The following is a 22,741-nucleotide window of genomic DNA, read 5'->3' as shown; positions in this document are numbered from 1 at the left end:
AATATCATTTATAGGAAATATTCCATAAAATGGATTTATTCCTATAATTTGTTCAAAATGTTATTTATAAATTAAAAATTCGAGATAGGCTGAATAACGTACTTAGACTTATTTTAATCTCACTTTTAAATTCATTTTTGCGAATTCATCTTTAATTAAATTTTCAATTTCTATTTTGTTTTCTGAATAACATAAAATTTCATCATGTCGAGTAATTACATTTAGTCCTGCACTTATTCCTACTCGTTCCACAATAATTTTGCTTTCCAATTTTTGTAATACCTTCCAAAGCTTTTCTTTCTGCTTTAACTCATTTATTTGATCCATTACTCCCGGATATATACTTTCCATAGCGTTATATAGCTCCCCACTTTTCAAGAGATTATCGTTGAAAAAGATATATTTAAAAGATTGCAATTTCACCCAATTTCTATCTCTTTTCGTTAGTGTAGATAAATTATCATAGAAAGTACCTACACAAACATCCTTCTTATACTCTTCTGAATTAACCCTTGTGGCCAATAACAGTGGTTGACAGTTAGTAATGTCAATACTTGTTAACCCCTGCCGGTCAAATAATGATATAAAAGGGATCGCTGTGGATGGTAAATTAACAACATTGGAGTAGAAGCGACCGGTATCTGAAACCTTGAACCATAGATTTTTAAAATTAACTTTAAGACACTTTTGTACAGAGCTATAAGCGATCTCTGGGGTAAGCTTCCTCTTTTGCACAACACCATTAATACATTTTGGCTTTAATGCCATTCCAATATTGCTTCTCAACCAATATATATAACTATCAAGGTCTACACTGACATTGTATGAGCTTTCTATTATGTTACAATGTCGAGGATATTTTGCGAGCCAATATTCTTTGCTCTTTAAGTTTCTATATATCTTTTTAAAATCTATCTCTACTTCTGTAAAGTGAGTAGTATTAAGAAAAGAAAGATCAATTTTATAAGACATGGTAAAGCTATCAACTCTATATCTTTTATTTATCTTAATTACTTCTGCCTCTTTCAATAAAGAAATCAATTCGCTGTATTGAATTATCCGGCCTTTTATAATGAGCTTAAACGGCTTCAATTCCTTCCACCCTATATTTACATACATATCGTAAGATATTACATTAGAAGCTTTCTGGCGCTCATATATGTACATCCAGAGAGAGATCAAGGATTTTTTAAGTCGGTTAATTTGCTTTATAGAATATTTATTATAGCCAGACAATGATTTGATACTATCATCTATATTTTTTAGGAGTTGAGATGGTACTAGTGTTTCTTTCAAGTTTCATTACTTACTTTTTTTTAATGGAGACAGGCTTTTTAACTCCTTGTGGGTTAATGAAGCTGTCACAATAGTATGTATTCAAAAAAAGAAAGAAAGTTTATTTTAAAATCGGGTAGCCATATGATATATATATAATATTATTTAAGGCGGGTTAGTTGAGTTAATAGGTAATTAATATCTGACCACTTATCCTCCAATGACTTTTCATATCAAAAGATACACGAAGCTGAATGCAGAGAGCCGAAAGCCCCACAAAGGGCTTTTGATAGGCGAACAAATGAAGTGGTAAGTTTTAAATGGATTGTTTAAAGTTAGGTTATTCTATTTTTAGAATAGTTGCTATTACCTATAACAATAGCCAAAACCAAATCTTAAGAAGGTGACTATGAAGAATTTTGTATAAAAAAAATTCAACTAACATAATTATCAAAAGTCAAATCATACAGTTACATCTTCTTGTTGCTTCTATTGCTATTTACCATAATACTGATTATATAATTGTAGTTAATATTTTATAAAATCTACAATAACAATTCTTTAATTCTATAGTGGACATATATTTATGCCTGCGATTCAAAATTTATAGGTTCAAACAACTCATTTCCCGTTCCATATGGAATCCTTCTTTTATGTTGAAAACGACCTATAATACAAGCTGGGTGGGTTCCAAATTTTTTTGCGTAATTTATAATATCTTCATATGTAAGAGGATTGGAATTAAGAATTTCATTCTCTTCTTTTTTACTTAATATCCAATCAGATGCGAATTCGTCCGCTTCTTTCTCAAACTCTTTATTTTCTCCATCCACATCTATATTTTCAATTGAAATATATTTTTTTCCATGTAATAATATATGTCCAACCTCATGGAAAAATGTAAACCAAAAAATGTCATTTCTCTTGTATCGGCCACTTAACTGAATTAGAGGGGCATCTTTTATCCATCTTGTTGATCCATGAATTGGTGCTTTCGGAAGACAAGGTGTATGAACTACTTTTACTCCAGCTGATTTGCATATGTTATGTAATTCTTCAAAAAAATCCCTAGGCTGTTTGGCCATTAAAGCTTTTATTTCATGTAACTTCTTTTTAAATAAATTCTTGTTAAACTCCGGGGTGTTAATTTGATAAGCTTGTAATTCACCTCTTCTTAGCCAAGCTGCAATAGCAGTAGCATTTTCTTGATTTTTTAGAGATATTCTGAATGCTACTCGTGTTCTCTGATTATAGTAATAATCTTCAAATCCTTTTTGAGAGGCTACCTCAAAAAATTTAAAAAGTTCTATTACTTTTTCCTCTGCCTTTCTTGTTTTTTTTACCCATCCATATTTTACCATTTTTGCATATGGAAAATTTCTTGCCCATTCTTTGCATTGCTCAATGTTCTTCTGAAAATTTACGCGGGCTTCGTATTCATCATAATTTCTTTGAGCTTCATTCCAAAAATGTGCGGGTATTTTTAAAACTTGTTCAAAAAGGACAGCCATATCAGGAGTAATAGAGCTCTCTCCTTTTAAAACAGCAGTAATAGTTTTTTCAGGTTTACCCGTTTTAATTGCAAATTCTTTGGCTCCTATATTTTTCTCTTCAAGTGATTCTATTAGAAATTCGGAAGGGTGTGTAACACTCTCCGGATAATAATCATTAATCGTTGCCATCTGTTCTGTCTTTAAGTAGTTGTTTATTGCCTAGTGGTAATCGTCAATATCAATGATTTCGACTCCTACAATTTCTATCCAAATGTATTTACCATCTTTATCAGTAGGGATGGGATCTTCTTGAGCTGTAAATATTAATCTATAAGGATGATCTAGATCACATGCCCATTGTCCTTTTCTGTTCCCAGATAATTCATGAAAGCGTCCTGGTTGATATCGCACATCTTCTAATGTCTCAGAAAATTTTAGTTGGTCTAATCTTTTTTTAAATACTTTATGTCTTTTAGGTCCTAACTTCTTGATTCCAGCTTTATCATTATTTGCAAACTTGTTTAAGTTCTTTTTTCGAAATTTTATATTCACTTAAATAGAATTTTTTCATTTTATCTCCTTGTATATTTAAAACTCCTCTATTTGAGGACAAAGATAGATGATATTTTAATTAACACAAAATGTAAATTAAAATTTTTTATTAACAAAAGAAGGAATGGTCGAACATCCAATGCTTTAATTTTCATCAAAATTGAGTATGAAATTTAGCTATAATCGCTTACTTTATACTCTTTCGGCTCTTGTCAAATTCTTAAAAATCAAGCTTAAATATTCCTTATTATTCTCTATAAACAATACCTTATTTTTAGCAAAATCATCTCTTGTAGTGCCTGATCCGTCACCCCAATTCTTTCTAACCTTTTCAAACGGTGTTACAGATAGGATGAACCCGGAAATAGAAACTTCTACCTCTTTTTTATCATCCTTTAATTGCTGCTGAATTTTATTTTCAAGTGTTACGACGTCTTCCTTGCACCAAAGAATTTTTGGGTTGTTAAAATGATTGTCTCCCAATAGAATTCCTTTGGGATCAAGAAAGTAGATGTACTGTTTTGAGCCATCAACTACCCACAAAATAAAATCTGGGTAGAAAGATGAGCTATCCATAAAGAAGCCTATACCCTTAACAGATAGGTTACGAAGAAGAAAAAGCTGTTTACCCATGAACATACCAGATTCCCTTACAAACTCGCGCAAGTGATTAACAAAGTCTCTTTCACCACTATTCAATCTTACTGGGATAGTCTTAATCTCCTTAAATTTTTTGCCATCAGATATAGATGCAATGGGTGAATAAAGGTGTTTATCAAAGTGAATTGAAGGAAGTGTATTATCATCTTTCTTCACCATTACTTTGATCTTGTTTTCTAATTCCTTGATGAATGAATCATGCTTTTTAGGCACTTTCACAATCATAGTTTGTGATGCTGGGAACATTGCCTTATGCTTCTGAAATGAAAGCATGTCATATGTGAGATACTTAGAAAGGAATGCCTTTTCTTTATCAGCATAGAACTTATTAATGTAATCTTTTACTAAGCTCAAAGCTACTCTTTGAATTTTACCTGAAACCGCTTCATTGATAGTAAATTGACCTTTATGGCTTAGTAGATTGAAGCCACCACTTTCTATCAGCTGAGATAGCACAGAGTGTTTAATAATAAGATTGTAAAAACCTTTCAACAACTTATATCTATTTGCTTCTAATGAAAGGGCATTATAGTCGATGAAGTCTCGAAATTCTTTCAGGAAATTCTCTTGATAATCTACCTCACCTTCTGCTACCTGACTGTTGAAACCACCTGCTGCTATGCTGATTTTATTTCGCATATCAATTGTGACTCTGTTGGCTACGTCTGAGTTGTATTCTAATTCAATCAACTCATCCTTAAAGGACTTATCTTCCTGTTTTTTGAAGGTCATTATTTTCCCATCCCACAGGTCTTCATGGTTTAGTTTTATTTCAATAGATATATCGGTGTAATCCGGTACTTCTTTTTCTATTTCAGTTAAGAAGCGATTCATGTATGAAGCATTCAAGCCCATAATAGAAATGGTTTGTAATGCTCGGATATGGTAAGGCGCATTGGCTTCTTCACGTTTCAAGGATAAGTTTTTACCTTTTAGACGAACACCACGACCAAATAACTGAATAATTTGAGCACCTTCATTCTTACCCATATTCATTAAACCCATGCTTGAAACTCTCCACGAATTCCACCCTTCAATAAACTTTTTAGATCCAATGAGAATATTGATGGTAGAATTGGTTTCTGATATGGCTTGAAACAACGAATTGGAGAAGTTATCATCCTGTATGGTTAATTCTCCATCAGTATCGGCTTCAAGTGTTTTTGCGTACTTAGAGACATCACCAATATTGATAACAGCAAAGTATTGGTCGCTTGTCTTGGTTTTTAACGCTATCTCACCTTCGGCTTGCTTTACCTGAAATGCTTCTATGTTTCCAATACCATTGAACACCTTACTAAGAATAGTTTCAGCAATTGGTTTGAACTTTTTAAGATGCTCAAATTGCCCTTTGAAAATATCATTGCCGTCTCCATCTCTTAACCCTGTAGAATCGAAAAGTATTTTATCAATATCTGCTTGTAGGGCAGTTGGTGAAGACAAGGCATACTTGAAAAATTCAATAATTCGGGAGACATCCGAAACTGTGGATTTATCTGATTTTGTCTTACCCGAACCAATCACTCGGCTTCCAACAAATACCCAAAGGGGCTTCTCGATGTTGTATTGGCGCAGCTCTTTCTCATATCTCTCAAACAGCTCAAGCTGCTCGTAATAACCCAATAAACTAGCTGTTAACAGTAGCTTGTTTTGTTCTTCGCTGTACTCATTCCTGGTATCGAGGTTGAATACACTAAAGTCCTTGCCATAACCATCTGTATAAAAATGGCGATAGGAATAATCAAAAATGATGGATTTAGCATATTCATTAAAGAGAAACTTATTCTTGTTGGTAATAACCTGTCCAAATGTTGCTGAATATTCAAAAGTGAATGAATCTTTTCCACGAGCAAGATATTCTCTTAATGATTTCCATGTTTGCTCATCAGATTTACTGCCCTTGTGTCCTTCATCTATGAATACTAAGTTCTTTGACTCTGAGAAGTAATCTACATCAACACTTACACCTTCTCCTTCCTTGTCTTTAACCAATTTGGTAATCTCTAAAATGAGAATTTCACCTTCTTTGGTTTTTAGGCTTTCTTCACTTCCCGAATAGAGCTTTACAGGAATACCACTTTCAACGCAACTTTCATAATGTTGCCTGCTTAAACCTTCATTTGGAGTTATGAGAATGATGTTTTCCCATTCTTTGAAGTAGTTGGTGATTTGCCAATAGTTGCAATGCATCAATAGCGTTTTACCACTACCGGTGGCCATCCAATAAGCCAGTTTCTTCAAGTTTTTTTCTGTGTAGGCTTCTATTTGCTTAAAGTCTTTGCTTCCTTCAGCATAGTCATTGAGCTTAGCAATTAGTTGATTTGAATTGTTGCTGTATTGGTCAAAAAAGTACTCGGTAAATAGCAAGGCAAACCATTGATAGTATTTGAAGGTGAGAAAAGGTTCTGCGCGGTTTTCACGGAGTTTTTTCTCATATCCCTGGATGGCTTCATCGTATTGTTGTATAGCTCGATCTTCAATGAGTTTGTCTGAGTTAGACATTAAAGCACTGGCAAAATAGGTGTAACCCGTTGAGCTAGTGCCTGACTCTTTGTTGTTAAACTCATCTCGCAAGTCTTCAAAGGCTTTATAACCTAACTGATGCAAGATGTATCTAAAAAGGACAAGTTGTTTTTCTAGTTGCATGGTTATGAGAGCATTTTATTTTTGAATACTTCTTCAATGGATTGATAGCCTTCTACGTGTGCCTGGTCATTGATATAAAGTAGATCATACTCAAAAGCTTTGATTTCTTTTTTCAATGTGGCTGCATCTGCTTTAAAATCTTCTACGCTCCACTCTTTTACAGAGCGCCACACTACCAATATGTTTTTATTGGCATTGTTATGTCCATAAATGAATTGATATTTCTTTTCGTTCAGTTCTTTGGTGATGCATTTTTGCATGTGTAGCCCTATGAGATAGTTGAAGGTTTCTACCAAATCAACGGCCTGCTCGGTATCATAGGTAAAGCCATCCCATACCTTGAGCTTGTAATCCCAAGGGTTTTGCATGGCGGCTGTATTTACTAGGGTTTGGCTGCCTTTTGTTTCAAACTCTAAAAAGTATTTAGGGATATACTGCTCAAACTCCAAAGCCTTTTGTACGGCATCTTCTGAAGCATTGAATGCAATGTTTTCTAAGGCTTCTTCGTATTGCTCTAGGCGTTGGTACTTGAAGAAACAACCTGGTCCATTATTTTGGTCAGTGACTACACCTTTTGCCCAATTGACTGAATAAGCAACTTTCTTTATCCTAGGAACAATTACTGACTCTACGTATTTACCTTGTTCCATTAAAAAACACTGCCTTGTTCCATTGTCGTCATTATTCATTAATAAAGTAGCATGGAATGTAGTGCCTGACCCCCCGAAATAATCCATAAACCATGCATTTGGTTTATATGTCATAGCTTCAAGGGAGTCTTTTACAGCATAAATACTTTTTGGGAAGTCAAATTGTTTTAGCTCTGTGATCCCAAATAGATTATTTATAACTTCCGAACCATAAGTACTTGCATCATAAGTTTTGCCGTTCCATACAGCTTTACGTCTTATTGGTTTTCCTTCTTTAGTGTAATGAATGTGAATTTTGCCTTTTATTTTTTTTGCATAAACGGTGTCGTTTTTTTCTTCCCTTACTCTTTTTATTCCATAATACCATCTACGCTCAATACCGTCATCATCGATTGGCCAAACCATTGTGGTAGAAGAAGAATTATGTTTAGGGATCTGTTCATTTTCACCAATCGCATCATGAACTTCTAAAATCTCTAATGACTTATTATCAACTTCAATTCCATAGAACATTGACGGAGATTCAAATCTCCTAGAACCACTTCCTGTTCGTCTTAAATTCCTTTTGATGTCATCAGCAGTGGATCTGAGTTTAGTTATCAAATCCTGATCCTGATATATCCCCCAAATACCATACTCGTGGGTTATTGCAAAGTTTGACTTGACTCTTCCCCTAAAGTTATACTCAATGATTGTTGTTCTAAGTTTCTTTTCTAAGACTATTTGCTCCAACAATTTATACAAGTTGCTATACTCGTAATCATCAATTGTGATACAGAATATCCCTTTCTCTTTTAATAAATCGTTTATTGGACTAAGGCGATTCTCCATCATTGTAATCCAAGAACTGTCTTTAAATCCATTCTTATATATGATTACTGTAGCATTAGTGTTGTAGGGTGGATCTAAATAAAGCCCATCTAATCTTCTGTACAGTTTTTCTTCTGTTAATCTGGTTCCATGAAAATTATCTGAATTTAGAACGAGACCGTTTGAAGATTCTTCTAAGTTAATGTTCAATGAAAGGAGTGAAAGAAGACGCTCTTTAAAATCGGGAGAAAAATTAACAGTGTCAATAGAGAGTTTATTATACTCTTTGCTTTTCCCTATGTCTCCTTGATTGTATAACTTTTTCCACTCAGCAACTTGCTTCTCATTTTTAATCACTTCTTCCAAAATGGGTTTGGCAGCTTCTTCGCCCACATAATCCACCAAGCGATCAATGGTAATCACCCATTCGGTACTCAGCACAAACTTCTTTTTCTCCCACAGCTTTTTTTGGAAGTCTTCAATCTGGCTAACAAAGGTAATAATGGTATCGGCAATAGATTTGAATACCTTAATGGTTTTCAAGTTGTGCTTGAGTCGGTCAAAATGTGAGTCTGTGTCGGTTACATAAAGGTCGTCTACATTCACCAATTCACTCTTGATATAATAATCCAACTCACGCTCCAAGAAGCCTTTCAAGTTCTTGTGAATAAAGAAATCGTGTTTATTCTTTCGTGTGTAGTGCTGGAGTTTCTTTAAGAGTAGGGGCTTATCTTCTTGTTCCTTCCAAAGGTTAGCAAATACCGGATTAGAGCTAAACTTCTTCTTTAAAAAATCAAAAGCTATTTCATCAAGGGTATCTTGTTTGCTATTGCCTTTTATCTTCTTTTTTTCCTTGTCGGTTAGTGGTCGATATTCAAAGAAAAAAGTGGCATCTTCTTTATTAGTTTCAGCTTTTTTTTCTGAAAGAATAAAATAATTTTTATCACTTTCTTTAACGTTCCCTTGTTCCAATTGCGCATCCGTTAATTTGAAGTTTACAATTATTTCTCCTTCTGGCGAGGGGATTTTAAACGCATACTGATTAAAAGTTTCTGATGATTTAATATAATATTGGTCTTGATTCGCCCAATGAAAGTGAGTTTCTTCTCCGTTGTAGGGCACTACATATTTTTCGTTCTTTCCAAACCTACGTTTGCTTATAAAGTCTCCTTTGTCATAGTAGCGGGAGAAGAATAATGTCAAATGGTTGTAAATTTGATTCTCAGTTTCAATAGAAACAGATGAGTCAGTCACTTTTGCTTTCAGATCTTTGTACTGGGCAATTTCACCTTTGTAGTCTTCTTCATAGATGGCTAAACGAGTTTCATCTTTTTTATCAACAGCTTCTAACCATTTTTTAAGTGAAGTAGATTTCTCCATTTCAGTAATTTGGTCTTGCACTTGCTTGGTCTCATCAGCCGATAGGGTTTGCAATTCTGCTTTTACCTTATCTACTAAAAGTTGGTCTATGAAGTTGGCAATTTCCTTTTTCTTATAATGTAAGATTTTGTAAACACCAAAATCCAAATCTTGAGAATCGAACTGAAAGAGTTGATTGAGGAAGGATTTTAGTTGTTTAAGAGAGGTATTGTTTTTAGACATTCTGCGGGTATTTCTCTATGAGTAAATCAAGAATTCTTGTACTTTTCTAAAGTACTTCTTTTAGCTTTAAGCTAAAATAACTTTTTCAATATACATTTCATTAATTTCTTTAATGATTTTTGAGATTATATAGAATATCTGATATTTTATATATACAAAATGAATACAACCTTAAATCACGTCAAGACAATATTACTTTTTTTAAAATATTTTGAAGTCGAATTTGTGAAGAATGAAGACGTCATTTTAGGTAGAAGACACTGTTACCAAAAAGGTGAGATAATTACAAAATCTTTTTTTATTAAATTTAATGATGATAATATATATACTATAAAAAAAGAAAATGATTTTTTAAACGAAACTGCAGACTTAATTTCAGCTAAACTCGACGAAATTTTAGAATTTCTTTTCCCAGATTTATTGAGAGTACTAAAAATTGACTATTTGTTGCTATAATTTTGTTATAGCAAATCTATGTTCAGCAATCATATCACACGATGCCTTGTGGCTATATATTGAAATATAAACAACATTTCGCTTTGAACATTATAATTTATAACCTTTATTAAAGTTATTGATTTTAACTGGTTTCAGAGACTATAGAATTAAATTTACCAAATAGTTATTCTCTCGCCTTTTGGCAAATACAACTTGTCTCCCGGCCGAACATTGAATGCATTATAAAATGGTGTAGTGTTCATTAAAGGACCATTGACTCGCCAGATTGGTGGAGAATGTGGATCGTTATTAATCCAAAAACGTAAAAAATCCTCTCTCATTTTTACTCTCCAAATTCTAGCTATTGAAAAGAAAAAACGTTGATCCGGATTAAAATTCCCAATTTTTGTAGAGTCCTTACCCTGTTGTGTCATTTTAAAAGCATCATAAGCTACTGCTACTCCAGCTATATCTGCAGTATTTTCACCTACAGTCAAAGCCCCATTCACATGAAGGGAATCTAAAACAGTGAAAGTATTATATTGATCAATCACTTGTTGAATTTTAGATTTAAATATTTTATAATCATTTTCTGTCCACCAATTTTTTAAATTACCCTCCTTATCAAATTGTGCCCCTTGATCATCAAAAGTATGGGTTAATTCATGTCCAATTACCATCCCAATACCCCCATAATTGAGAGCATCATCAGCTTTAAAATCAAAATAAGGAGGTTGTAAAATACCAGCTGGAAAAACAATTTCATTAGCAGTTGGATTATAGTAAGCCGTCACGGTGGAAGGAGATGTAAACCATTCTGTTTTATCTACAGGTTTGCCTATTTTGTCTAGATTATGCTGAAATGTTGCAGAGTTTACTGAAACAAAATTTTCAAAATAAGTATCACGTGCCACATGAACGCTTTTATAATCTTTCCACTTATCCGGGTACCCGATTTTTTTTGTAATAGCAAACAATTTTTCTTTTGCTTTCTGTTTAGTGCTATTATTCATCCACTTTAACTTATCAATTCTAGTAGCATAAGCCTTTTGGACATTATTTACTAAATCTAACATACGTACTTTAGCTTCTTCAGGGAAATATTTTTTTACATATAATCTCCCTAAAGCTTCACCTAAATATTGATCAACAATATTTGTTATTCTTTCACCTCGTGGTTTTGGTTCAACTTGTCCAGAAACAATTTTATTAAATTCAAATGATGCATTTACAAAAGCTGTACTTAAGACATCAGCGTAATTAATAAGAGATTTTGCTTTCAAATAGATTTTCCAATCTTGGATTGAAACAGTATTTAAAAGTTCGTTTAAGCTATCATAATAATCAGGTTGACCAATATCAATTGAATCAGCTTGAACACTTAAATCCTTCAACAATCGACTCCAACCGATATTAGTGTGTCTTTCATTTATATTTTTAACGGCCATTTTATTATAATTAGCTTCTACATCCCTTAATTCGACTTTTGTTCTATGAGAACGTGCAAATTCTTCATCAATTTTGTATACCTTTTTAGCATAAATTTCAGATTGTTCCGGTTTATTACCAACAAGTTCAAATAATCTTGCCAAATAAGTCTTATAAGCTTTTTGTATGTTCACTGTTGTCTGATCATTTTTAAAATAATAATCACGATCAGGTAAACCAATTCCAGTTTGGTAGACGTGGGCTATGTTCAGTTTACTGTTTTTAATATCAGGTCCAATATGTATGGCTATTATTGAGTTATTGTTTACTTTAAGCGCATTATTGACAAAGCCCATTAAAGATTGAATATCGCTAATTTTATTAATTTCATTTAATATAGGCTTTATAGGATTAAAACCACGCTTTTCAATAGTTAAAGTATCCATCCCTGACGCATAAAAATCACCTACTATTTGTTCAACGCTTCCAAAAGTGTTTCGACTATTAGAAACGCTATCTAATATGTTCTTCAGTCTAATACGCTGGGAATAATTCATAAACCTGTACGCACCAACACCAGCTTGAGAGGCTGGGATTTTTATCGAATCGTACCACTTGGAATTAACATATTTAAAAAAATTGTCACCGGGTTTAATAGTCTTATCTATACCAGTAATTTCAATGTGTGAGTTTTTTGAGGCTTCGGAACAAGCAACCAAAGTAAAAAACAAGATAAAAGAGAAAAAAATATATCTCATGGGTTATTTAAATATTCTAAGTTTCGTCAATAAAGATAATAATGATTCCCCAGTTTGTATTGTAAATTTTAAAAACCAGCAGCAAATTTTTGGTTTGTAATATAAAATGTAACCGAATCATAATTATTTAATCCAATAGTTAAACAAAGTAGATTACACCATGGGTGGTTTTATTTTTCCGTATCGGTCAAAAATTTTACAAAAGAAAGAGATTAATCATAATATAGTTCGCTTTCATATAGATAAACCTTACGGATATGCATTTACACCAGGACAGGCAATCGATTTAAGTATTGATCAAAAAGGATTTGAACTAGATGTAGCTCCTTTCACAATTACAAATACTATTGACCAATCTTTTTTAGAACTTTATATTAAAATAAGCCCCCATCAAGATAGTTTATCTTACAGTCTAGCATCATTACAAGCTGGGGCAATTTTACAAATAAGCGAACCCTATGACAACTATAAATACGAGGGTAAAGGTGTTTTTATCGCAGCTGGAACTGGCATAATGCCATTCATCGCAATTTTCAAATCGTTAATCAAATCCAATACGACTTTGACAGACCACAAATTAATTTATACTAATAAAAGAAAAAAAGATATACTTTTTAAATCAGAGCTGACTCAGCTTTTTGGTAAAAATTATATTAATATATTAACCAAATCAAAGGCACAAAATATGGTTTCTGGTAGAATTGACATTCACTTTCTCAAAGCCCAAATTAAAAACTTAAACCAGCAGTTTTACATCTGCGGACCCAAGCAATTTGAAAAAGAAATTATGCAATCTTTAATACAACTAGGCGCTAAAAAAAGTTATATTCAAACAGGGTATAATTTATAAAAAATGTTAATTCGAAGTTTTCATAACACACTATTTATGAGCAAAAAAAAAAGAGAAGATAGTTTCATTTCTGATCGAAGTTTACAACTAGAAGAAAATAGGCAAAAACGAAAAAAATTAGATAAAGTGGTTTTAGAATTTGCAAATGACTTTGTAAATTCAATAAGTAAATCAAAAGCTTTTCACAATAAGTCTCATAAAAAGACGAAGCAAGATAATTTATTTGAAATAGAAGAAAAAACTTTAAAGTTAAATGAAATACTCGATATTATCCAGCAACGAGTTGTTAACACCGGGTTGAACCCTGCATCGGGGGGACACCTAGGTTATATTCCGGGTGGAGGACTATATAGTTCTTCTTTAGGTGATTACCTTGCAGCAGTGACAAATCGGTACGCCGGGGTATTTTATGCTTCACCCGGAGCGGTCAGAATGGAAGATGCACTTATTAATTGGTGCGGCAAGTTAATAGGATATGATGACGGTTTTGGAGGGAATATCACATCTGGTGGAAGTATTGCCAACCTAATCGCATTATCCACTGCAAAAAAGCATCATGATATCAACTCAAAAAACATTTCAAAAAGTGTTATTTATTGTTCTCAACAAGCTCATCATAGCATCTACAAAGCTATTAATACAGTTGGTCTAGAAGAATGTGTGATTCGACAAATACCACTGGATGAGGAGTTCAGAATATCAACCTCTAACTTCAAAGATCAAGTTGAAAAAGACGCTAAGGAAGGTCTTAACCCATTTTTGTTAATTGGAAATGCAGGTTCTACTGATGTGGGTGCAATCGACCCTTTGAAAGATCTTAGTACTATTTGTAAACGACATTCTATTTGGTTTCATGTAGATGCTGCTTATGGAGGTTTTTTTACTTTAACAGAATATGGTAAAGATAAGTTACGAGATTTAAAAAGTGCGGATTCAGTAATTCTAGATCCCCACAAAGGCCTATTTATGCCATACGGTTCTGGTATGGTACTAATAAAAGATATACATCATTTACTTAAAGCCAATAATTATTCAGCCAATTATATGCAAGATGCCGTCAAAGAATCACATTATTCCCCCGCAGACTTGTCTCCTGAATTAAGTAAACATTTTCGAGGGTTACGTATGTGGCTTCCTTTAAAGTTATATGGTCCTGAAGTTTTTTCTAATTATCTCGAAGAAAAGTTGAAACTTACTTCATATTTACACAAAAAATTGTTAGAATTAGGATTCACAATTGTCTGTGAGCCAGCTCTTACAATTATCGCATTTAGATATAATTTTAATTGTCTTAATAACGATTTATTGAACACAGCTTTATTAAACTATATACTTGATGATGGCCGCATATTCATCTCCTCAACGGTGCTTAACGACAAATTTACTTTGCGTGCAGCTATTTTATCGTTTAGGACACACAAAAGAGAAATTGATATTCTTATTGAATTATTAAAATTCAAATTAGAAGATTTAACAGTTTAGGTTTATTTATTTTAATAAAATGCACCAAAACAATAGAGACGGCAGTAATTTAGAAGGCTTATTCAGAGTTAGAGTAAATTTTGAAACTTCACTCTAAAAGCTGATTGATAATAAAAATTATAAAATACACCTTAAAAAGCGTTTTATCCTTTATACTATTTTTTTAATGAATTGCTTTTCAATAAGTTACTCTTGTTTACTGATAGTTTCAGTCCATTTTTTTTCTTTAAAAGAACTGTCAAACCAATAATTAAACCCATTGTGCTAAATCGAAAAATATTTGAATAAACACCGCCTAAAGCATTTTCACTTACAGAAAACAATTCCCACGAAAAATTCATTAAAGCATGTATAAAAATTGGTACCCAAATATTAAATTTCCATTCGGTAAAGACCCAGGCAAATAAAATTCCTCCTAAGAAGGTAATTGAAAAAATCCCCAACAACTCTAATAACTCTGTACTTTGGTAAAGGTGTAGTATCCCAAAATACATGGCCCCGAAGAAAACTGAAGGAATAAACCCAAGATTTGTTTTTCTATAAATCAAACCAAATAAGAATCCCCTGAAAAATATTTCTTCAAAAAAACTAGCAGCAACCACTGAAATTAATATTGCATTAATCGATATATCGGTATTGAAATCAAAAATAAAGCTGAACCCGATATACATAGGCAGTGTGCAAATTAATGCAAACAAAAATCCTCTAAAAATTGATCCATTTAAACCTAAACCTTTTAAAAACCCTGACTTTTTATTAATAATCAACGTCCCCATAATGAGTGGAATTCCAGAAATTGAATAGGTTAATATATGACTTACGCCGAATTGATTTGTAAAGTCAAAAATTAAATCTCTTAGAGATTTAAAGTATTTATCATCGAGTATAAAATATACTCCGAATGAAACTATAATTATTAGGATAGTCTTAATTGATTTTTTCATTTAAATATAATCGATTTATGAATATAAAATTCTCTTAACACGTTAGTGTCTACAAAAAATAGCCTCAAGAAGGTTTAGTTTTTTCACTGCACAATTAACGGGTCAGCGCTCAGGTACGGTCATTATCCCTTAAGGGTGAAAAGGCTATTTTTTTGTCGTTTTTAATTTAAATTTTAGAAGTGACACCCTCAAAGCCCCGATTGGTTCAGTTAAAACTACTGTCCCACTAATTTGCTTCATTATTTTTACTTAATTTTATAACTAAGTTTTCCACTTACAATATCTGCAGGTTGAGTATACGGATGCTCTTGTCCCTTATTAACACTTATAATTTGTATCACCGTCCAATCGTTAGCTTTCAAAGCATCTGAAATCATTGAACGATGACAGCGCCACCATACCGTTTCAGTACACATAATTATTGTTCTTTTTTGTACTGCTATTTTTTCAAGTGCCTTTAAACTTTCTTTAAATTGGGCAGTTTCCATATAAAATGCATAATCCCTAACTGAATTATTACTACATAAATAGTCTTTTGAAATGGGGTTTGCTCTTTGTTCTCCAACAAAGCTTTTTGAATAACTATATTCAATATTGATGTCAAGGAGTGATTTTTTAAGATTTTCTTTAGTGAAATGCAAATCCTTTACCGAAGCCAGTGAGCTTCTAACATCTATTAAGCATTCTATTTTATAAAATTTTAATATATTAAGAAAATCGTCAATTGAATGTTTGGAATGTCCAATAGTCCAAATTTTCTTAGTCATTTTCTGTGTCATAAATTAGACTTTAATAATAGTCCGAAAAATTTAAAACTCTTCCGTTACAATTTTATCCTTATCCACTTTTAATTGTTCCAATTGTTTTTTTACAGCATCCATCATGGGTGGCGGACCACATACATAAAAGAGCTTTAAAACATTCGCGTTCTCTTGTATGAAACTTTCTGAAATCCTTCCGTAATCATAATTTTCCGTTTTTTCATCGGAAAGTATATTAATAAAATTATTTCCTAACATTTCCTTGAATTCCTCTTCAAGTATTATATCTTTTTTTCTTTTGTTGGCAAAAATAAGTCTGTTATTACCCAATTTATTATGAGCTTTCAAATTCCGGAAAATTGATATAAAAGGTGTTATTCCAGCACCACCAGCAATAAAGGTGCCTTCTCCTTTATAGGCAATGGCTCCAAAGATATCATTTACGATAAGTGTGTCTCCTTCTTTTAATTTAAGTAGTTCATTGGTAACCCCTTCATGAGAAGGATAAGTTTTTATCATAAATTCCAAGTGATCTTCATTTGGTAAACATGTAAATGTAAATGGTCTACCCTCGTTTTGCCAACCTTCCTTATCAATAAAAATCTCGGTAGCTTGTCCTGGTGTAAAATCTAATCCTTTTGGTTTATGAGTAACGATTCGCAATACATCGTGTGTATTGTGTTCGATAATTTTAATTTTTACAGGTTCATTTTTCATATTATGAAAATTTTAAATGTGATATTGAAATATTAGAGTACTGGCCATTCATCTGTAGATTACCAAGGTTTTAAATGATATTAGTTTTTATAATCCGGATAGTTCTAGTTCTTTCGATGTCTAATTTCATATCAATTTCATCACATTTTTGGTGATTCTATCGCATCTACTGAATCCAAATTCAAAAACACTTTTATTGTCGATTCTCTCATAAAGTTTTTCTTTCAGCATGTTTTTTGAACGGTGGAGACGTATTTTTACATTAGCTAGACTGATGTTTAAAACCTCTGCAACTTCTTTTAAACTCATTTCTTCCACTTCTTTTAATATATAGACAGTCTTATATTTTGTACTTAAACTGTCAATAGCATTTTCTAATAACTGTTTTGATTCAACCTGTATCATTTTCTCTTGTGGGTTTAACTGTTTGCTCGCCGAAATTTTAAAAATGGTCTTATTTTTTAGACTATCCGATTGTTGACCGAGATGGTGTATTCTTCCTTTTTCTTTCAATCTCTCCAGAGATTCATTAATCCCTATACGAATGAGCCAAGTAGAAAATGAAGAAGCCATTTTAAATTGATATAATTTTTGAAATGCCTTCACATATGTGTTTTGCATTATATCTTCAACTTCTGCCTTGTCTTTTAAATAACTCCGGATAACTCGAAATAGTTTTTGGTTGTTTCGTCTTACTAGAATTTCATATAGGTCTTTTTCTCCTTCGAGTATACGCCGTATGATGTCCGCCTCCTTTAGTTCATTATCGTTATAATCCTTTGTTCTAATAACTTCCATTTGCTTGCGTCTTTTACTTTAGATTATAAAAGACAAAAAAAGTTACAAACTTTTGTATCGTTTTTTAAAATCTGGCATCAAAAGGGTATAAAAATTTATAAACGTTTTAAAAAATTAGAATTATGAATTCAAACGTACAGTTAGTAAAAACCCTGTTAAAATACACCTTTGGACTAGTGCCAATTGTTGCAGGTTTAGACAAATTCGTAAACATTTTAACCAATTGGACTCAGTATATTTCTGAAGGTTTTGCAGGATTACTTCCTTTTGAGCCTACTGTATTTATGATGATAGTTGGCATCATTGAAATTATAGCAGGACTATTAGTTTTAACAAAAACAAAAATAGGCGCATATGTAGTTTCTGGATGGTTAGTGGCAATTGCCTTGACCTTAATTTTCAGTTGGAGTTATGTAGATGTAGCAGTGAGGGATATAGTAATGGCAATAGGAGCATTCTCATTGGCAGAATTATCTAAGAACAGTTATGTAAGAGCCAATAATTAATTTTATGGTAGTAAATAGGAACACTCTTTTAACAAAAGAAAATCTTAGAAAAACAAATCATCACGTAGTGACTACGAATCCTCTGCGTGATGATGCTTTTGACAAACATGAAGCTTTGAAAATTAAATTAATTACTGGAAAATTTAAAGATATTATAGAAATATTGGGGTTCGACCTTACCAATGACAGTATAAAGGATACACCGAATAGAATAGCAAAAATGTATGTGAACGAAGTGTTTAAAGGTTTAAACCCCAAAAACAAGCCTAAAATAACTGTATTTAAAAATGAGTATAGTTATCACACTCCTTTGACAGAGCTGAACATTCCCTTTACTTCTTTTTGCGAACATCATTTCGTGCCAATTCAAGGAAAGGCAAATATTGCTTACGTGCCCAAAGATTACGTCATTGGACTATCTAAAATTCATAGGCTTGTCGATTTTTATGCCCGTAGACCACAAGTTCAAGAACGATTGACAATGCAAATTTTGCAAGAACTTTCTTTAATACTTGAGACTGAAGATATAGGAGTCGTCTTAAAAGCAAATCATAGTTGTATTTCGTGTAGAGGTGTGCAGAATTTGGGAAGTACAACTCTTACGTCTGTTTTTCGAGGTAAGATAGAAAATAATTCAGAATTAACATCAATTCTGCTTGAGACAAATTGTCAATAACCTTTATAAATATTGAAAAAAATATTCATAAAAGTAAAAAAAGTAGCGGGTTAAAATACCCGCTACTTTAATAGGTAATATACATAATGTAAGCAATTCACAACTTTTGTGTAAATACTAACACAAAGATATACATATAAAACCCTATTAAACAACAATTTTACATATATTAACAAAATTTTAACTTAAATTATTTTGTATAAATATACAATTTACAGGTTTGTCAAAATATACAAAGCTGATGTATAAAGGGTTCAGCAAAATATCAGCTATTTAACGTATCTCTATTTCAAATTTTTGGCAATTAATTTCACACTAAGATTTTGCCTCAGAATTAAAGTATGATTTGTGTATGGTATCTATGATATAGGTTCCTAAAAGTCAAAGGTCTAAATTTGAGAAAACATCTTTCAATTAGAGTAGTTTCCTGTAACCTTTTTTCTATAATGGGCTATAAAAGATAAAATAAGCATTCCTATTGCAGTAATATAGATCCAAGATGGAATTGGTATTGGATCACCCGCAGCATAAGAATGCAATCCAGTTAAATAATAATTTACACCAAAATAAGTAAATATAATTGACCATATTGCCCATAAACTAGCTAAATTAAATATTAATTTACTCCTAAGTTTGGGAACTAATCTCAAATGTAACACTACAGCATAAAATATAATTGATATAAATGCCCATGTCTCTTTGGGATCCCAGCTCCAATATCTCCCCCAACTCTCATTGGCCCACATTCCTCCCAAAAAAGTACCTACTGTAAGAGCAAAAACACCAACGGTCAAAGCCATTTCATTTACTATTGTCAATTCCTTTATAGAGCGTTTTATTTTTTTTGTAGGTTTTGCACTAAATAATATTAGTGAAATAAAACTTAAAACTGTAGATAGCCCAAAGAATCCATAACTAGAAGTAATAATGCCTACATGAATCAAAAGCCAATATGATTTCAATACGGGTTCCAATGTTGTAATCTGCGGATCGAGCAAAGATCCACCGTGTGCAAACCCCATCATAATCATTGCAACTAAAGCTCCTGCAGCAGGAATAAAAGCATTCCGATTTCTGTAAAGTAGAAGTCCGGAAAGCACACCAATTCCTGAAATAAAAACAATCGCTTCATAACCATTGCTCCAAGGAGCGTGACCTGAAAGATACCAGCGAACTCCCAAAGCAATCGCTTGGATCACCAAAGCTAAAATCATCATTCCCAGCAGAGTTTTAGTTAAAGACCTTATCAAGTTGTTGTATTTAGATCTTAATGAAAAGACCTCTGCAAAACCTAAAATAATCATACAGAAACCCAATAAACTGTATACTATCATCAGCCAAAAGAAAACATTGGACTGATTATAAAGAATTTCTAATTCAATTTTTGAATTTGAGGGAATAATATCTTTGCCCCAAAGTTGTTGAAAGTCACTTATGGCTTCTATTCTTTCATTCGCCTTTTGCCAATTATTCGTCCTCAGGCCCTCTTTCACTTCGTTGAAATAAGGAGTCAGATGTGTAAAAGCTGCTTCATCAATTTCAACAGGGCTTTTTTCTGAGCTATAAATCCAACTTCTCCACGTCTGATTAGGATCATTTTTTATAGGAATAATATTAGTATAGTAACCAAAAGCAACATTACTGAATAAATTAAACCGTTCGGTAATTTCAATTACGGCTTGGTCATACTTCGATTGGTCGGCTTTTCGTTTATTAAAAGAAGTATTATTTTGTTTATGCAGTTTATAAACTCCAGTAACAGGGTCAACAAGATTAGAATACGAAGTGTATCCTTCGGCATTGGCATTAGTCTCTTTTAAAAGCTTGTCCCCTCCTTTACTTCCAACTTTAATCAAAGGTTCGTTGGCCCAATACCCCGGATCAATTTGCATGGAAATAAACCATTGTTCCGAGGAAATGGCTACTAGCTCTTTTTTATATTTATCCTTTTTATGAATTTTTCTAAGCAACTCCAGTGAATGGGTATTTATAGGTTTAATTCGTCCTCGAAAATCTTGAACCAAGAGACGCCCAAATTTTAAGGCATGATTTGGATCAATTATTCTATTTGCTCCAAGTTCATCGGGAGCTGCAAACTGAGTATTGGGTCCAATTTTTTGTTGTGGTAGGGCTGCATCATTTAACACCTTCTCTTTTGTATTCTGAGCTAAAGAAGAGTTTGTTCCTGCACCAATGCCCAAAAACAGTAAAAAAAGGAGAGTTATGATTTTTTTTGTATGCATTTTCTTTAATGTATTATTTAATTTCCAGAAATGAGTGCCTCTCCAAAAAAGCGTAAAAAGCATTCCTATAAACAATAAAAAATACCCAAAATAAGTAACAGTGGTTCCCCACCAGTCCGCATTTACAGAAAGAATTGTTCCACTTTCATCTGGGAAATAACTTGATTGAAAGAATCGGTAACCGCTATAATCCATGACGTTATTCATATAAATATGATGTTGTTCATGTGAGCTTTCATCAATTACAGTAATCTTACTTTCATATGAAGAAGGACTATTTGAACCAGGATAACGTTCAAGTATAAAATCGTCGCAGCGTAAATGGAAATCAGTTTTATGTATTTTTGACCCGAACCCTAATGAAACATTTAAGTTATTTATTTTTAAGTTATCATTTAGTTCGGTAACGCCTTTTCCACCTTTTAGAAATAATGTATCTATTTCATTTCCAGATTTTAATTCTACCTGAATTAGATCTAAAAGATTTTTGTCCTGGGTATTATTTTTGTCTCCACTATAATAAACGATGTTACCTTTGAAAGAATTTTTAGGAATAATAAAATTAGTGTTATTTACAGAATATAAGGTTCTATAATCAAGAGTGTCAATCTCATTTGCTTTTATATCTCCCGATTGCTGGTTTAATAAAGTAGAATTAGTTATAACACCTTTTCGTTGTCCTTTCATAGACATATATTGTCCAGCACTTGGCAAAGAAAGCGTTAAAACTCCATTCCTTTCCATTAATTGGACGGCGTTTTGAACTGAGACATTATAACTAAAACTTGTACCGTCAATCACCTTAATTTCACCTTCAGTGATATAATTATTCACTCTACCATCGTTTCCTATAGATACTATATTGAGCATTTTTTTACCCGATTCAGTCACTTGAAGAGAGTCTTTAGCAAGTGGAATGTAGTCAAGTGTTTTTAGAGAAATAACTTTAGTATCAAACCGGTAATTTTGTTCAAAAGTTTTCTTAAATGGCCATCTCGCATCTTTTGAATTGAAATAAGACATCACGTATGGGTTCTTATTATATACACGAGTTACATTTCCGTCACTAATTTTTACTTTAAAATAAGTTTGATCACTAATAATTTCATTAGTAGTTTGACCTTCTTTAATCGGCATCTGTCCTTCAAAACTGAAATATCTTGTGATTGCGCCACCAATAAACATAAAAATGAAAGATAGATGAAAAATAAGAATGGGCCATTTTTCTCTTCTCGTCAATCGATAAGTTATAATATTTTTTATAAAAATGAGTATCAACCAAAGCATTAATATTTCAAACCATTTAGCGTTATAAACTAACACTTTTGCTGTAGGAGTATCATAATAGTTTTCTACAAAAGTGCCAACGGCCATAGCAATACCAAATATTACCAAAAGAACCGTCATAGTTCGAGTGGAGAATAAGATTTTTTTTAAATGCCTCATATTCTT

Annotated in this window: 16 protein-coding genes; 5 read left to right on the top strand and 11 right to left on the bottom strand. The window is 32.5% G+C overall.

Annotated features, from left to right (window positions below):
• Positions 1-108: 108 nt before the first annotated feature.
• The 5 genes from INR76_RS06550 to INR76_RS06530 all read right to left on the bottom strand — a co-directional run bounded on the left by INR76_RS06550 (position 109) and on the right by INR76_RS06530 (position 9,688).
• A complete protein-coding gene (locus tag INR76_RS06550) occupies positions 109-1,296 on the bottom strand; it encodes a hypothetical protein (RefSeq protein WP_223109855.1) in 1,188 nt (395 codons plus the stop codon).
• Positions 1,297-1,859: 563 nt separating this feature from the next.
• Entirely contained in the window at positions 1,860-2,957 is a 1,098-nt protein-coding gene (locus INR76_RS06545) for an ImmA/IrrE family metallo-endopeptidase (RefSeq protein WP_223109854.1), read from the bottom strand.
• A 30-nt stretch (positions 2,958-2,987) separates the two neighbouring features.
• Complete coding sequence (locus INR76_RS06540) at positions 2,988-3,320, bottom strand: type II toxin-antitoxin system RelE/ParE family toxin (protein WP_223109853.1); 333 nt, start codon at positions 3,318-3,320, stop codon at positions 2,988-2,990.
• Between the two features lie 192 nt (positions 3,321-3,512).
• Positions 3,513-6,626 carry a DEAD/DEAH box helicase family protein gene (locus INR76_RS06535; protein ID WP_223109852.1) on the bottom strand — a complete coding sequence of 1,038 codons (3,114 nt, stop codon included), beginning with the start codon at positions 6,624-6,626 and terminating at the stop codon, positions 3,513-3,515.
• 2 nt (positions 6,627-6,628) lie between these two features.
• A complete protein-coding gene (locus INR76_RS06530) occupies positions 6,629-9,688 on the bottom strand; it encodes a DNA methyltransferase (protein ID WP_223109851.1) in 3,060 nt (1,019 codons plus the stop codon).
• Between the two features lie 159 nt (positions 9,689-9,847).
• Between INR76_RS06530 and INR76_RS06525 the strand changes: the two genes are divergently transcribed.
• The gene (locus INR76_RS06525) at positions 9,848-10,144 is read left to right on the top strand and encodes a hypothetical protein (RefSeq protein ID WP_223109850.1); all 297 of its coding nucleotides are present in this window, start codon (positions 9,848-9,850) and stop codon (positions 10,142-10,144) included.
• Positions 10,145-10,299: 155 nt separating this feature from the next.
• Here the strand turns inward: INR76_RS06525 and INR76_RS06520 are convergent, their stop codons facing one another.
• Positions 10,300-12,312, bottom strand: a complete 2,013-nt coding sequence (locus INR76_RS06520) for a M13 family metallopeptidase (RefSeq protein ID WP_223109849.1) — start codon at positions 12,310-12,312, stop codon at positions 10,300-10,302.
• Positions 12,313-12,472: 160 nt separating this feature from the next.
• On the opposite strand from INR76_RS06520, the gene INR76_RS06515 reads away from it, so the two are divergent.
• Positions 12,473-13,162, top strand: coding sequence for an FAD-binding oxidoreductase (locus INR76_RS06515; RefSeq protein WP_223109848.1), 690 nt, complete (start codon positions 12,473-12,475; stop codon positions 13,160-13,162).
• 36 nt (positions 13,163-13,198) lie between these two features.
• Positions 13,199-14,644 (top strand): aminotransferase class V-fold PLP-dependent enzyme, encoded by a 1,446-nt coding sequence (locus INR76_RS06510; RefSeq protein WP_223109847.1) that lies wholly within the window; start codon positions 13,199-13,201, stop codon positions 14,642-14,644.
• Positions 14,645-14,799: 155 nt separating this feature from the next.
• Here the strand turns inward: INR76_RS06510 and INR76_RS06505 are convergent, their stop codons facing one another.
• From INR76_RS06505 to INR76_RS06490, 4 genes are all read right to left on the bottom strand, one after another.
• Positions 14,800-15,588: a CPBP family intramembrane glutamic endopeptidase gene (locus INR76_RS06505; RefSeq protein ID WP_223109846.1), complete on the bottom strand. Its 789-nt coding sequence runs from the start codon at positions 15,586-15,588 to the stop codon at positions 14,800-14,802.
• A gap of 245 nt (positions 15,589-15,833) precedes the next feature.
• On the bottom strand, positions 15,834-16,367 hold the full coding sequence (locus INR76_RS06500; RefSeq protein ID WP_255592876.1) for a DUF488 family protein: 534 nt from the start codon (positions 16,365-16,367) through the stop codon (positions 15,834-15,836).
• Positions 16,368-16,397: 30 nt separating this feature from the next.
• Positions 16,398-17,066, bottom strand: coding sequence for a flavodoxin reductase (locus INR76_RS06495; protein ID WP_223109845.1), 669 nt, complete (start codon positions 17,064-17,066; stop codon positions 16,398-16,400).
• Positions 17,067-17,192: 126 nt separating this feature from the next.
• Positions 17,193-17,864 carry an RNA polymerase sigma factor gene (locus INR76_RS06490; protein ID WP_223109844.1) on the bottom strand — a complete coding sequence of 224 codons (672 nt, stop codon included), beginning with the start codon at positions 17,862-17,864 and terminating at the stop codon, positions 17,193-17,195.
• Between the two features lie 122 nt (positions 17,865-17,986).
• On the opposite strand from INR76_RS06490, the gene INR76_RS06485 reads away from it, so the two are divergent.
• Positions 17,987-18,370 carry a hypothetical protein gene (locus INR76_RS06485; protein ID WP_223109843.1) on the top strand — a complete coding sequence of 128 codons (384 nt, stop codon included), beginning with the start codon at positions 17,987-17,989 and terminating at the stop codon, positions 18,368-18,370.
• A gap of 4 nt (positions 18,371-18,374) precedes the next feature.
• Positions 18,375-19,046 carry a GTP cyclohydrolase I FolE gene (gene folE / locus INR76_RS06480; RefSeq protein ID WP_223109842.1) on the top strand — a complete coding sequence of 224 codons (672 nt, stop codon included), beginning with the start codon at positions 18,375-18,377 and terminating at the stop codon, positions 19,044-19,046.
• A 410-nt stretch (positions 19,047-19,456) separates the two neighbouring features.
• Here folE and ccsA read toward each other — a convergent pair whose 3' ends face one another.
• A complete protein-coding gene (gene ccsA, locus INR76_RS06475; RefSeq protein ID WP_255592875.1) occupies positions 19,457-22,696 on the bottom strand; it encodes a cytochrome c biogenesis protein in 3,240 nt (1,079 codons plus the stop codon).
• Positions 22,697-22,741: the final 45 nt, after the last annotated feature.

Origin of the sequence: Marixanthomonas sp. SCSIO 43207, from assembly GCF_019904255.1 — a bacterium.
Lineage (GTDB): Bacteria > Bacteroidota > Bacteroidia > Flavobacteriales > Flavobacteriaceae > Marixanthomonas.
This window is presented reverse-complemented; position numbering and strand designations above follow the sequence as displayed.